This is a genomic window from Streptomyces sp. NBC_01232, from assembly GCF_035989885.1.
Classification (GTDB): domain Bacteria; phylum Actinomycetota; class Actinomycetes; order Streptomycetales; family Streptomycetaceae; genus Streptomyces.
The window spans coordinates 7,763,841-7,777,929 of the sequence record NZ_CP108518.1; the positions used below are offsets into that span (position 1 = coordinate 7,763,841).

9 protein-coding genes are annotated in these 14,089 nt (G+C 73.0%); 4 read left to right on the forward strand and 5 right to left on the reverse strand.

Annotated elements, in window-relative coordinates; all coding sequences use genetic code 11:
* Window positions 1-142 precede the first annotated feature (142 nt).
* The 3 genes from OG444_RS35705 to OG444_RS35715 all read left to right on the forward strand — a co-directional run bounded on the left by OG444_RS35705 (window position 143) and on the right by OG444_RS35715 (window position 2,646).
* A complete protein-coding gene (locus tag OG444_RS35705) occupies window positions 143-817 on the forward strand; it encodes a HEAT repeat domain-containing protein (protein ID WP_327266002.1) in 675 nt (224 codons plus the stop codon).
* Window positions 818-820: 3 nt separating this feature from the next.
* Window positions 821-1,861: a MerR family transcriptional regulator gene (locus tag OG444_RS35710; protein WP_327266003.1), complete on the forward strand. Its 1,041-nt coding sequence runs from the start codon at window positions 821-823 to the stop codon at window positions 1,859-1,861.
* A 359-nt stretch (window positions 1,862-2,220) separates the two neighbouring features.
* The gene (locus OG444_RS35715) at window positions 2,221-2,646 is read left to right on the forward strand and encodes a subtilase-type protease inhibitor (protein WP_327266004.1); all 426 of its coding nucleotides are present in this window, start codon (window positions 2,221-2,223) and stop codon (window positions 2,644-2,646) included.
* Between the two features lie 250 nt (window positions 2,647-2,896).
* On the opposite strand, the gene OG444_RS35720 is transcribed toward OG444_RS35715, so the two are convergent.
* Window positions 2,897-3,322, reverse strand: coding sequence for a hypothetical protein (locus tag OG444_RS35720; protein WP_327266005.1), 426 nt, complete (start codon window positions 3,320-3,322; stop codon window positions 2,897-2,899).
* Window positions 3,323-3,671: 349 nt separating this feature from the next.
* Here OG444_RS35720 and OG444_RS35725 point away from each other — a divergent pair, with 349 nt between their 5' ends.
* Window positions 3,672-6,560, forward strand: a complete 2,889-nt coding sequence (locus tag OG444_RS35725) for an AfsR/SARP family transcriptional regulator (protein ID WP_327266006.1) — start codon at window positions 3,672-3,674, stop codon at window positions 6,558-6,560.
* Here the strand turns inward: OG444_RS35725 and OG444_RS35730 are convergent.
* The 4 genes from OG444_RS35730 to OG444_RS35745 form a co-directional block, all read right to left on the reverse strand.
* Window positions 6,511-7,410, reverse strand: coding sequence for an alpha/beta fold hydrolase (locus tag OG444_RS35730; RefSeq protein ID WP_327266007.1), 900 nt, complete (start codon window positions 7,408-7,410; stop codon window positions 6,511-6,513). The two genes, OG444_RS35725 and OG444_RS35730, sit on opposite strands and share 50 nt — an antisense overlap.
* 177 nt (window positions 7,411-7,587) lie before the next feature.
* On the reverse strand, window positions 7,588-9,933 hold the full coding sequence (locus OG444_RS35735) for a macro domain-containing protein (RefSeq protein WP_327266008.1): 2,346 nt from the start codon (window positions 9,931-9,933) through the stop codon (window positions 7,588-7,590).
* Window positions 9,934-10,163: 230 nt separating this feature from the next.
* Entirely contained in the window at window positions 10,164-12,608 is a 2,445-nt protein-coding gene (locus OG444_RS35740) for a SpoIIE family protein phosphatase (protein ID WP_327266009.1), read from the reverse strand.
* A 205-nt stretch (window positions 12,609-12,813) separates the two neighbouring features.
* Window positions 12,814-13,992 carry a PP2C family protein-serine/threonine phosphatase gene (locus OG444_RS35745; protein WP_327266010.1) on the reverse strand — a complete coding sequence of 393 codons (1,179 nt, stop codon included), beginning with the start codon at window positions 13,990-13,992 and terminating at the stop codon, window positions 12,814-12,816.
* Between the last annotated feature and the right edge of the window lie 97 nt (window positions 13,993-14,089).

The following is a 14,089-nucleotide window of genomic DNA, read 5'->3' on the forward strand; positions in this document are numbered from 1 at the left end:
AGGGACGGCCCGTGACGTCGGTCCAGCTGACGCTCTGGCCCGGGCCGGCCGGCCGGATCGGCTCGATTGCACGGGCAGGGCGACGAGCTCTTGACCTTGACACGGTGACAAGGCCTTCACTGCGGTCGAGGAGGTGGTTGCGATGACCACGGAAGAAGAGGGACAGGACCCCCGGACGGTGCGAGCGCTCCGAGGGCTGGAGGACGGCAACGCGTCGGTGCGGCTGCGGGTGGCGATGGGGATCGGTCTGGACCCGCAGCCGCGTTTCGTCGAGAAGCTCGTCGAGCAGTGTGCGATCGAGCCCGATTTCTCCGTGCGCGAGACGCTGACATGGGCGCTCGCCCGTCACCCGGCGTCCGTCACGGTTCCGCGGCTGATCGACGAGCTCCGTTCCGAGCGGGCGCAGGCGCGCAGTCAGGCGTTGCACACGCTGTCCAAGATCGGGGAACGGCAGGCGTGGCCGGCGATCACCCGGGCGCTCCTGGCCGACACCGACGACGAGGTGGCGCGGAGTGCCTGGCGGGCAGCGGTCGTGCTCGTGCCCGAAGGGGAGGAGGCCGGGCTGGCCGGAGTGCTGGCGACACAGCTCGGGCGCGGCGGGCGTGAGATGCAGCTCAGCCTCAGCCGGGCGCTGATCGCCCTGGGGGAGGCCGCATTTGCGACGCTGGGCGCCGCGATGACGGATACGGACCCGCGCGTGCGCCATCATGCGGTCGCGACGGAAAGGCTGCTGCGCGACCCGGATGCCGGGTTCGACCTCGCGATCGAGGAGGCGAAGCGCGTTGCGGTCCTGCAGGACACGCCAGGAGGAGCGTAGGCAGTGTTGATCGGTGATGTGGCCAGGCGGTCCGGGGTCAGCGCCCGCATGCTCAGGCACTACGACTCGCTGGGCCTGGTGCGGCCGACGGGACGCACCGTCTCCGGATATCGGGAGTACTCCGGCGAGGACATCCGGCGGATCTTCCACGTCGAGAGCCTGCGGTCGTTGGGGCTGTCGCTGCGCGAGGTCGCACGGGCCCTGGACGACCCCGGGTTCAGGCCCTCCGAACTGGTCGACGACCTCGTCCGCCAGACCCGGGAACGCATCGCCGCCGAGACGGCGCTGCTCACGCGGCTGCGCCGGATCGGCTCCGCGGAACCGGCCGACTGGGCGGATGTCCTGCAGACCGTCGCGCTCCTGCACGCGCTGGGCTCGGAGAGCGCCGGGAAGCGTCAGCGCGCTGCGCTCTCCTCGGGCGAGGACGTGCCGGTACCTGTGGAGGCACTGGTCGAGGCGGCGTTGAACGAGGCGGACACCAACGTCGCCGGTGCCCTTCGGTGGGCCGTCGCGCAATCGGGCGATGCCGCGCTGGACCTGCTGGCGGAGGGCCTGGTCTCCTCACTGGCCGAGGTGCGGGAACGAGCCGTCCGCTCCATCGCCGAGATCGAGCACGAGCGGGCGACCGCCCTCCTGCAGGACGCCCTCGCGAGCTCCGACATCGTGGTCCGCAGGCATGCGGCCCTCGCGCTCGGAGCGCGCGGAGTGCTCGGAGTCGGAGGGGGCGCAGAGCCTGGGGCGGCCGACGCGGTCCGGACGCTCGTCGACATGATCGTCGAGGGGGTGAGCGACGTGGACGCGGCCGACGCGCTGAGCACCCTGGCGGGCAGCCGCCCGGCGATGGCCGACCGGATCGCCGCGACCCTCGTGGGCCGCCTCCCCCACGGCCCCGAGGGGGCGCCCGCCCGGCGACGGCTGACCCAGGCGCTCGCGGACATCCCCGGGGGTGCGGCCGCACAGGCCCTCGCGCGGCTCGCGCACGACGAGGATCCCGCCGTTGCGCTGACCGCGAGGTACATCCGCACGCTCCGCGAAGCGCGGTAGCGGGTCCGAGATCCGAACGCGGAATGGTTGATTCCGTGAGCAGTGCGGACGTGCCACCGCATCGATCCGGTCACTCTGATGAACAGTGTGATGAACGGTGAGTAGCCGCCACCTGGGCCGCAGGTGCGGGAGGCCGGGTCGCGCCGGTCGATGTGCGCTGCTCCCGCACGGCCTGGACCTGCGGGCATCCGGCGGGAGCTGCGCGAACATCCCCGGGCTACCGATATTCGAACGAACTGTCCGTAAAACGACCGCACTTGTGCGGCGTGCCTTTGGATCTGACAGGCTCGGGCCCCGTTGAGTGCCGCACAAGAGCTGCGGCGCGCCTCACAGCCTTCGAATCGAAAGCGAGCCTTCTCATGCGTCACCGCTTAGCCAGCGTCTCCGCCGCCGCCCTGCTGTGCCTCGCCGGCGCCACGGGTGTGGCGGAGGCGAGCCCCGAGAGCCTGCACGCCCCCTCCGCGATGGTCTTCACCGTCATCCAGGGGGACAACGCCGCCACGGGCACGGTCGTGCGGGCGACCGTCCTCAGCTGCGCCTACACCGCCGAGGGAACGCACCCCGCCCCGAGGGCCGCGTGCGACGCCCTCAACGCCACCGGCGGCGACTTCAACCGCCTGCTGGCCGCTCCGAACGCGGGCCGGGCGTGCCCGCGGCACTACGCCCCCGTGACCGTCACCGCGGACGGCGTCTGGCGTGGTGGCCATGTCGCGTGGAAGCACACCTTCTCCAACGCGTGCACGATGTCCGCGAGGCTGAACGGCAACGCGGTCTACGCGTTCTGACGCCGCCGGGCGTTCGCGCAGCGGACGGTTCGCGCTGCGAACGGCTGCGCTACCGACGGGCCCCGGCGTGGTGGGGGCGGGGCCGGAGCCGGGGCAGGCCGCCTCGGGGGACGGGCGGCCGGCCCCGGCGGACCGGGGGACGCGGTCGTGGGGGAGTCGGGATGCCTGCCGCCGGGCCGGGGACACCCCCGTCACGGGCGCAGCGTGCTCTCCCCGGATCGGCGGTCGGCGGCCCGCCGGAGTGGACGGGTCAGTTCTGCCAGGGGGTCCAGCTGCCGCTGTTCAGGCGGTGCCGGGACCAGCGCTCTCCGTCCATGCCGACGATGGAGATGGTCGGGTTCCAGGTGTTGTTGCCTTCGATGCGGACCCCGCTGCGCACGGTGCCGCCCATGGAGGTCCAGTCGCTCCAGGAGCCGCCGGCGTACTGCCAGCGGGTCCACACCGCGAAGTCGGTGCCGATGATGAAAACCTGACGGTTTCCGGCCGGGTACGTCATCCAGGCCTCACCGTACTCACAGATGTAGTCACCGCCGAGACCGGACACGTGGCAGTAGCCGGCAGCGGCGGCGGGCGCCGCGGCCTGCGCCGGGGCGGCGGCGACACCGACCAGGGCGGCCCCGGAGAGTGCGAGGGTGGTGACCGCGAGGGCGGACCGGCGGAGGATGGCCAAGGTCATGTGTGTACTCCCCAATCGGGATGCTGGCGGAACGACTTGACGTTCCGAACACTTCCACCGGCCGCAAACGAAGCTCTAACGGCCCGCTAACGGTCCCCTCCTGCGCCCGGCCTCCCCGCCCGCCTCCCCGCCCGCCTCCCCGCGCCTGCCACCCGCTCCCGATGCCGTCCTTCCGGACGTTCGACGGCGGAACGAGCCCTCCGCGATTGGCCGAGGCCGTACTCATGCCGCCGGATCAATCCGACTTATCCTCAGTCGGGGGCTGTCACTGCAGGAACAGACCGGTACGAAGCGGTACGGATCGACAAGGGTGGGGTTTGTGCAGTTCCGCGTGTTGGGGCCGGTCTCCGTGACGACGGCGAACGGAGGTCCGCTCCCGCTCGGCCCTGCCAAACGCCGGAGCCTGCTGGCCATGCTGCTGGCCCACCCGAACACGCCCGTCGGGGTCGACCGGCTCACCGAGGCGCTGTGGGACGAGGAGCCGCCGAGGCACGCGCGCACCGTGCTGCAGGGACACGTCTCCCGATTACGGGCGGTCCTCGCGCAGCACGGCGCCGCCGCACACGGCGTGGAACTCCTCACCCAGGGAGCGGCCTACCGGCTGCGCCTGCCCGAGGCGCTCGTGGACGCCCACCGCTTCGAGGAATCGCTCCGGCTCGTCCCGCGGCACGCGGACCCGGGGGAGGCCGTGGCACTCCTGCGCGAGGCACTGGCCCTGTGGCAGGGGCCGGCGTTCTCCGGGACCGTGCACAGCGCACCGCTGGAGGCCCCCGCGCACGCGTTGGAGGAACTGCGCCTGACGGCCGTCGAGGCGCTGGCGCACGCGTACGGGCGACTGGGCGACCACGGATCGGCCGCGTCCGTGCTGCGCGCCGAGGCCGCCGCGCACCCCTTGCGGGAGCCGCTCGTGGCCCAGCTGATGCTGGCCCTGGCCCGGGCGGGCCGGCAGGCGGAGGCGCTGGACCGGTTCCACCGCACCCGGAAGCTGCTCGCCGACGAGATCGGCGTCGACCCGTCGGCGGTGCTCACCGACGCGTACACCACCCTCCTGCGCGCCGACACCCGCACGGACACGCACATGGACGCCCACGCGGACCCCCACAAGAGCACCCGCACGGACACCGGCACCGACGCCCGGACGGCCCGTGCGGCGGCCGCCACACCGCACGCTGTCGCAGTACCGCGCGCGGCCACCATGCCGCACGGGGCCCCCGCCGGGCCCGCTGCCACCCCCCACCTACTGCCCCGCCGGCCGCGGGGCTTCACCGCACGGCAGGACGAACTCGCCGCACTCGACCGGATCACGACCGCGACGCCCGGCCCCATCGCCACCCTCACGGGCAGCGCAGGCGTCGGCAAGACCGCGCTCGCCGTGCACTGGTCGCACCTCCGCCGCGGCGACTTCCCCGGCGGCACGCTCTTCGCCGACCTGTGCGGCTTCAGCCGCACACCGGCCCGCGACACCTGCGCCGTGCTCCGCGAGTTCCTGCTCGCCCTCGGTGTCCCGGTCGAGCGGATGCCGGGCTCGCCCGCCGCCCTCGGAGCCCGCTACCGCGAACTGACCGCCGGGCGCCGGCTGCTGGTCGTACTGGACAACGCCCTCGACTCCGAGCAGATCCGCCCGCTGCTGCCCGGCGGGGACGACTGCGTCACCCTCGTCACCAGCCGCGACCGGCTCGACGGCCTGGTGGCCACGGACGCCGCCCGCCCCGTGCCGGTCGGCGCGCTGCCCGCCGCCGACTCCACGGCACTGCTGGCCGCCGTACTGGGCCCGGAAGCGGTGGCGGCCGAACCGGAAGCCGCCGCGCGACTGGCCGGTCTGTGCGACGGACTGCCGCTCGCGCTGCGCGTGGCCGCCGCCCGCCTCGCCACCCGACCGCACCGGGGCCTGGCCTCCTTCGCCGGTGAACTCGCCGACGAGCAGCACCGGCTGGACCTGCTCAAGGCGGAGGACACCGGCGTCGCCGCGGCGCTCGGCCTCAGCCTGCGGCATCTGCCCGAACCGGCGCGAGGGTTGTTCCACCACCTCGGACCGCACACCGGCACCACGCTCGACACCCCGCTCGCAGCAGCCCTTGCCGACTGCCCAACGTCCCAGGCCGCCCTGGCGCTGGACCAGTTGGCCGCGGCCCAGCTGGTCGTCGAGACGGGTCCGCAGTCCTATGTCGTGCACGACCTGGTACGCCTCTTCGCCCGAAGCCTGGCTCCCGATCACGAACCGGGCGGACTGCTCCGGCTGCTCGACCACTGGGTGCAGACCCTGCTCGGGGCGTGCGCGGCCGCGGAACCGGGGGGCGAGCCGTGCTGCGCCCTCCCTCCCGGGGCCCGGCGTTCGGCCCGGATCCGCCGGTTCGCCGACCGGACGGGCGCGCTCGCCTGGTACTCCGCCGAGCGAGGCACCTTGCGGGCAGCGGTCGAGGCTGCCGTCGCGGCGGGCTTCCACGACCGGGCCTGGCGTCTCGTCCTGCTGCAGTGGCCGCTCGTCGTGTGGCAGGTCCGCGACGGCTGGGTGCCCTTGCTCGAACAGGGCCTGGCCTCCGCGGAGCTCGACGGTGATCCGGCGGCCCAGTCCCGGGCGTTGGCGCTGCTCGGCTGGGTGCTGTCCGAGGAGGGCAGGCCGGAAGAGGCGCTGCTGCGGCTGGAGCGGGCCCCCGGTCTCGCCGTCCGGGCGGGGGACGCCGAGGGGGAGGCGGTCGCCCGGATCAACCTGGCCGTCGCGCTCATGCGGCAGGGGGACCGCGAGCGGCCCGGCGCGCTGTTGGCCGGCGCACTCGCCCTGGCCGAACGGGAGGGCCTCACCGAGACGGTCACGCTGGCGCACCAGCACCTCGCCCAGCACCTGCTGTCGGTCGGCGCCGCCGACGCCGCCGCCGAACACGCGGCCCGCGGACTGGCCCTCGCCGCGCCGGTGCTGGCGGCTCCCCGGCGGGTGGCCCTGCGCACCCTCCACGGTGAGGCGCTGGCCGCCGTCGGGCGTACCGGCGAGGCCGTACGCCAGCTCTCCGAAGCGGTCCGGGAAGCCCGGGCCAACGCCTACGAGGAGGGCGAGGCCGCGGCGCGGGCGGCACTGGACGCGCTGGCGGACCCGGCACCCGAGCCGAAGCCCGAGCCGGTGCCAGTGCCGGTACCGGTGCGCGAGCCCGATCGGCGGCCGGCGTGGAGCGTGGGCGCGCAGGGGCTCGTCCCGCTCAGCGGGTGCCGCTCCGGTCCACGATCAGGCGGATCGCCGCGATCGTGAGGTCCGGGTCGTGGAGCTGGACGTAGTGGTCGCTCCCGGTCGCCAGCAGGTGAGGGGTCTGGGGCCGCAGCTCCACCAGCGCCTGCTGGGCCTTCGGCCAGGCCGTCTCCAGCTCGGCGAGCAGCTCCCTGGACATGGTGGGAGGCGCCGCGAAGGGCTCGGTCTTGCTGAGTACCGCGACCGGGACCGGCGGGAGCGGACCACCGCCGTCGATGGCGCCGACCCCGCCGTCGATGTCGACCTGCTCGAAGGCCGGGTCGTCGTCGAACGGCGTCCCGGGGTGCCGCAACGCCTCGACGTACGCCGCCCAGTGCGTCCCCATCGCGGGCTTCAGCGCGGGCCCGAGCGCATCGACCAGGACCAGCCCGCGGACCTGTTCCGGGTGCGTCTGCGCGTACCGCAGGGCGAGCATCCCGCCGAAGGAATGCCCCACCAGCACGTACGGGCCCGGCACGCGCCCGGCGGACAGCAGCCGGTCCAGGTCCTGGACCATGGCGGCCAGGGGCCGGGTACCGGTCACGGGCGTACTGCGCGTCGTGAGCGTCGGTGGCTGGGTGTAGCGGATGGTGCCGGGCCGGTCGTAGGTGCACACCCGGGTGAACGCCGCGACGCCGGGCAGCACCGCCGGGGACTTCGGAACCGGCGGCGTGGTGTCGGTCAGCGACCACGGGTCGGAGGCCTCGTGCAGCCCCGCCAGCAGCACCACGGTGGGGCTTCCGGACCCCGAGCACTGCAGGTACAGGCTCCGCCCGCCGCCGATGTCCACCTGCCGACCGGAGTCCGCGGAGTCCGCGGATCCCGGTCCGGCGACGGCCGTCACCAGCAGGACGGCGGCCACCGCAGCTGCCATCCCTCCAGGCACACGCCATCGCATACCCCCAGCCTCCCGCGCCACCCGCTGCCCCGCCAGCCGGCGTACCGGCGGGGGGCGTCCCCGAGGCCCGGGTCAGGAACCCGGGCCATGAACGATCAGGATCCGCGCTGCCGACCACGGGTGCCCGTGACCGACAGCCTCCGCGGCGGTGGTTCAGGACACGAGGGGAGCGGCGTCCACCTCCGTCAGCCTGACCGTGCACAGTCCGCCGCGCTCGCTCTTGACGTCCGTCACCTTGAGCTGAGTTCCCGGCGCGAGGATGTACTCCTCCTCCCCGGTGAAGGCGGAGAAGTTCCGGATCCCCACTGCCTGGGCGGGCGTCACCTCGAAGAGCGTCCGCCTGCCGCGGCTGCCCAGGAAGGCCCGGGCCACGTTCCGTTCGGAGGTGCAGGAGGAGACGCCCCACCACGTCACCGTCCGGCCCACCGGGTACTGGGCCCGAAGGTCCAGCGACACACCGCGCCACAGCGGCTGGGTGTGGGCCGGCAGCCCCGAGACCGCCGAGAACAGCAGCCGCAGGTACGGCAGATAGGGCGTGACCCTGCTGCGGTCCGGGGAGCGCAGGACGGCATTGATCTCGCGGTAGAAGGCTGACTCGCAGGTGTAGAGGTAGAGCGCGGAGATCGCGTCGGCGGACGGGCCGCCGGCCGTCTCGTCCGCCCGCCGCTTGCCGAAGTCGCGCGAGCGGTCGATGTGTCCCGCGAGCCCGGCCAGTGTCTCGGCGACGGGCGCGACCGCGTCCTGGAAATCCATCAGCGGAGTGTCGAACACACCGGTGATCGCGGGGAGGACCAGGCCCTCGTCCTTGACGCTGGTGAGTCGCTCCAGATACATCTGGTGCAGGTTCATGGTCGACTCGATGAAGGCGCCCATGCGTGCCGCGACGCCGCCGTCCGAACCACCGCCGCCGGCCGACCCTTCGTTCCAGCCCTTGCTCGGCAGCCAGTCGACGCCGTCCGAACCCAGCGATGTGAGGGCCTCGTTGACCAGGGCGAAGTGGTCGCCCTCGCAGAAGATGTCGCCCTGTGCCGCCGGGTTCGCGTGGTCGATGTGCCGGACCTCGACGTCCGGGTACTTCTCCTGGAGCCGCAGGACGACCTTCTTGAGGCTGCGCGCGTGTGCCCCCCACCAGGCGAACACGACCCCGCGGTCCTCCTCGTCGGCATCCTGCTTGGCCTTGAGGATCTCCTCGGCGATCCGTTCGGCGACGGGCCGCCAGAACGCCGTGTGCTGGTCGGCCCCCATCGCCCCGTCCCCGCTGGCGGTGAGCGAGGCGTTCAGCAGCAGCACGCCCTGCGTCAGCATCGCCTGGAACCACTCCGGCGGCTGGACGGTCTCCCGCTCCTTCAGCAGCGCGCGAACGTCGGCGATGGGCGTCTTCTTCGCGATGCCGTACTTCCACATCGCCGCCGCCTTGATGATGCAGCGGATGCTGACGACCCTGCCGAACTGACTGTCCTTCCAGTCGTTGAAGGTGTTGTCGAACATGGCTATGCCCGTCGCGCTCTCCGGTCGCGGGTACGGGTTCTGACCGAAGACGACGACCTTCCACTTGTGCGGGGGATGGGGCTTGAGCGCCTGGAAGGTCAGCTCACGGACCGGTACGACCTCGGGGCTGCGTCCCTTGCCGATGAACCCGGCGGCGTTCGGCTGGGCCTCGATGACCGGCTTCAGGAGCGGAAGCCACGGCTCACCGCCGCCGTTGAAGAGTTCGGCGAGAGACAGGGGGTCGTTCGCGTCGGTCACGGTGGAAGCGCCTTCGGTCGTTGTGATGGTGGCGGTGCTTGCGGACGTTGTCGCCGGCGGAACGTGGCCGGAGGGCTGAGCCGGAGCCGGGGCGGCCTTCGGCGGCACGATGCGCACCCGCTCCTCGACCGGCGCGTTCTCGATGCCGTTCAGCTGCGTGACGATCGTGGCGCGCAGTTCGTCGTCGTCCTCGAACCAGTGGTCGTGGAAGAGCGTGTAGCCGGTCCACATCAGATTGGCGCACACCCGCGCCGGCACCTGGCCGGTCTGCGCACCCATCCCGACCAGCGCCACCGACCGGATGCTGCCCGGCGCCTTCCGGTTCTGCCGGTGGACGGCCTGGAACGCGGCGGCGCACGCCAGGGCCACATTCAGCGTGGCGCTCACGTTCTGCGAGGAGCGCACCATGGTCGGCGTCGATATCAGGTACCGGGGAACGGTCGCTCCCGACGGGACGCAGACGGCGCTGCCCACCGGAAGCGTGCCGGCGAACCGGTCGCGGATGGCACGCTGCACACGCACCTGGATGCCGGAGCCGAGATGACGCTTGATGACGGCGTCGACCCCGCCGTCCATCCGGCCGCGGGAGTTGGTCGGGGTGACCCAGGCGTCGACGTCCTCGTCGAGGATCGAGCCCCGGTGGATCTCGATGGCGGGGGTGTCCGCGAACGCAGCTCGCCACGCCTCCACCACACGCTCGTTGACGTCTGTCAGCACCACCCTGAGCGCGGGCTGCGTACTGCTGTCGGTCATCGTCCACTCCTTGTCGGGAAACGGCCTCTGCTACACCCCGAACGTAGCCGCCACCACTGACAACGCAGCTGCTGGAAGAGGAGGATGACCTGCTGTCACGGCTCCGCGAACGCCCGCCGCCGCACCATCTCCGCAACCGGCCGCACCGAGCCGGGCCGTCTCCGAGCCGGGCCGTCTCCGAAGTGGGCCGTCTCCGAAGTGGGCCGTGCCGTGCCGTACCGGGCTTCGCCTCAGCCCGTGCGCCGGCCGTTCGTGCGGTGACAGAGGATTTCGGCCCACACCTGCTTGCCGCCGCTGAGCGGCACCGAACCCCAGGCCGCCGTCGTCGCCTCGACGATGAGCAGCCCGCGTCCGCCGGTCGACTCCCAGCTCACCCACACCGGTTTGACGGGGCTGCGCGGCGACGCGTCGTTCACGGCGATCCGCAGCCGGTCCGCCGACAGGGTCAGGTCCATCCCCACCTCGCCCTGTGTGTGCGCGATGGCGTTGGTCACCAGCTCGGACACGACCAGCAGGGCCGCGTCGATCTCCTCCACCACGCCCCACGACCGCAGGGTGCGCGCGGTGAAGCGGCGCGCGTGCAGGACCGCGTTGGGCAGCCGCCACACCGTCCAGTGGCTGCGCTTCGGCCGGCCCGCTGTGCCGTCGTACCGCAGCAACAGCAGGGCCACGTCGTCGTCGCGACGGCCCACGCCCGCCACCAACTCGTCGGCGACCGCTCCGGTGTCGACCGGGTCGGCCGCGGCGAGCACCTCGCACACCCGCCGCATGCCCTCCTCCAGAGGCAGCCTGGCGGACTCGACCAGGCCGTCCGTCAGCAGGACCAGCACGGTGCCGGGGACCAGCCCCGCCTCGGTCATCGGGAATTCGGCCTCCGCGAGCACGCCCAGCGGAGGTCCGCCCTCGACGGCCATCTCCTCCGCGACACCGTCGGGATGGCGCAGAATCGGCGGCAGGTGCCCGGCCCGTACGACCCTGGCGATGCCCTCCTCCATGTCGAGGTCCACATACCCGCAGGTGGCGAACAGATCGGTCTCCATGCCGACGAGCAGCCGGTTGGCCCGGGCGACCACCACATCGGGCGGATGGCCCTCCACCGCGTAGGCCCTGACCGCCGTACGCATCTGGCCCATGATGGTGGCGGCTCCCGCGCTGTGCCCCTGCACGTCCCCGATGACGAAGGCCACGTGACCGTCACGGAGCGGAATGACGTCGTACCAGTCGCCGCCGACCTCGAGGCCGGCCGTCGCGGGAAGGTAGCGGGCGACGGCGATCCCGCCCGGCAGCTCCGGGAGCTTACGGGGCAACAGGCTGCGCTGGAGCATGGTGGCGAGCTCGTGGCCCGCGTCCAGCGCGTGGGCGCGCACCAGCGCCTGTCCCACCAGACCTGCGGTCGCGGTCAGCAGTGACCGCTCCTCCGGGCCGAACCGGTGCTCGGCGTCCCACCCCACCAGACACACCCCGACCATCCGGCCGTCGGCGGGCAGCGGCAGCACCGCGAGGCCACCGGGCCCGACACCCAGCAGACCGGCCTCGAGCGCCGCGCCCGGCGGCCACAGGCTCATGTGCCCGCCACGCAGTGCGCTCTGCAGGGTGGGCAGGTCGCTGAGCGACACGTCCGGCCACTCGGACCGCCAGTCGGAACGCCAGACCTCGGGCCATGCATCGGGCTCCGGAGGATCGAGGGCGGTGACGATGAGCCGCTCGCTCTCCAGTTCGCCGACGGCGACCCGGGAGGCGCCGAGCGGCTCGCGCAGAGCGGCGACCGCCAGCCGGCTGACTTCCCGGATGGTCGCCGCTCCCGCGAGCGTGGCCGACAACCGCTGCACCAGGGAGACCTCGTCCGCACTGGGGCGCAGATAGGTGGCGTCGGCGACCACGCCCAGGACGCGCCGCGGCGTGCCGCCGGAGTCCACCTCCACCCGGCAGCGCAGCCCCAGCCAGCGCAGCTCGCCGTTCGGGCGGCGGATACGGAACGCCAGCTGCTGTCCGGTGGCGGCCAGCCGGTCCGGCTCCACGATCGCCATCAGCGCCGGCATGTCGTCGGGGACGGCGCAGGCGAGCAGGGTCTCCACCTGCCCGTCGAACTGCTCGGGAGGCAGACCGAGCAGTTCCAGCACGTGCGCGTGGGCCTCCATGCGGCCGGTTCCCAGTTCCAGGATGAAGGCGCCGCCCTGGTCGGGCACGAGCGACTGTCCCAGATGCGCCTGCGGGGCCTTGCGTCCGGTGAAGCGAGCGGCGACCGATTCGAGTCCGGCCGCCACCTGGTCGGCGTAGAGCTCCAGGAGGCTGCGGTCGTCGGCGCTGAAGCCGTCCAGGGCCTCCCCGGCGACGATCAGGCATCCGAGCTCCTGGTCGCCGTGTCCCAGGGGCAGCGCGCCCAGCGAGATCCTGGCCGGCGATTCGGGGTCACCGCCCCGGACCCGGGTGGGGAAGTGGTGGGGGTCGTCCTCGATGAACGTGGCGAGTTCCTTGGGGGTCAGCCACAGGGGGCTGCCGGAGCGCAGGGCGTTGGCGGCGGGCGAATGGCTGGCCAGGGCGAGGATCGCGGGCAGTCCGTAGAGGATGCCGCGGTTCCCCGTCAGCTCGGCCAGATGGAGCTCCCTGCCCTGGTCGGCGACCACGTAGACAGCGGCGAGCTCAGCCCCGCAGAACGCAAAGCGATGACTGGTCACCTTCTGTATCACCTCCTTCCGAGGGCAGGCCGGGGACCGTCCTGTCTCCATGCTGTCGCGCCCGGGACCATCCGGGCGAGTCGGGGCGCGCGCCGGAGGGCCCGATACCGCCAGCCGTCACGCGGACCGCACGGACCGCACGGATCGCACGGACCGCACGGACCACGCGGTGACGGGGCAGGGGCGCGGGCACGCTGGGCGGCCACTACGCCCGGCCCCCGTCCGGGTGGTCCGCCGCGACCCCGTCCTCCTCCTGCCGGTCGACGATGAGGATCGCGACGTCGTCCGCCAGACGGTTCCGGGTGTGCCGCAGCAATGCCTGGTGCAGGCCCTCCAGGAACGCCTGCCGCGTGTGGTCGCGCATGGTCACCATGGCCGCAGGCAGGTCGAAGAAGGTGTTGTTCCGGTCGCGTGCCTCGAGTACGCCGTCGGTGCACAGCAGCATCCGGTCCCCCGGTGCGAAGGGGTAGCTGTCGAGGCGCCCGGGAGGACCGCTGATGAAATCCTCGAGACCGAGCGGGGGCAGGGGGGTGGTGGGGACCAGGGAGCGGACCGTGCCGGCGTGCAGCAGCAGGGGCGGCGGATGGCCGCGGTTGATCACCTCGACCAGCGGGCGGTACGGGCCGTCCGGGACCTGGGCCACGAGCGCGGTGACGAACCCCTCCAGGAGGACGTCGTCACTGGCGGCCGCCCCCGAGACGATGGCGTCCCGCCGCAGGGCGGCCCCGCAGTGGCTGATGACCTCCACCAGGTCGTCCTCGTAGTGCGCAGCCTCCCGGAACGCGCCCAGCACGACCGCGGCGGCCCGTACGGCGGGCAGCCCCTTGCCCCGGACGTCCCCGACGATCATCCGGACGCCGTACCGGGTCTGGACCACGTCGTACAGGTCGCCGCCGATCTGCGCGCCCGTCTCGGCCGCCAGGTACATGCTGGCCGCCCTGAGGGAGCCCAGCCGGTCCGGCACCGGCCGCAGCAGGACGTCCTGGGCGGCCGCGGCGATCCGGCGGACCTGGTTGAGCTCGTTCTCGCTGCGGGTGCGCGCGGCCCGGCTGGTCATGAAGCTCGCCGCCGAGACCAGGAACAGGGCGAGGAAGTTCGTATAGACCTGCTGGCTGCCCCAGGCCTGGTTGTAGGTGGCGGTGGTCACGCTGACGGCGACGGCCGTCCCGGCCGCCGCGAGCGTGCCCCGGGGACCCATCGTCACGGCCGCCAGAGCGGGTGTCGCCACGAGGAGGGGGCCGGTGTACAGGACGTGCAGGGGCGTGAACTCGACGAGGAGCACCAGCAGGGCGATCGCGAAAGGCACGCACTCCGCCAAGACGAAGAGGACCTGGTGGTGGCCGTCGGCTCGCGGGCCGGAGGGCGAGCGCAAGGGCGCTCTCATGACTACAGCCTGCCTCGCCCGCACCCCTGGCCGCCACTCCGGCCACCGGATCCGGGGTGCGCCGGCCCGGCCGGCCCGGTTACTGTCCATGCGAACG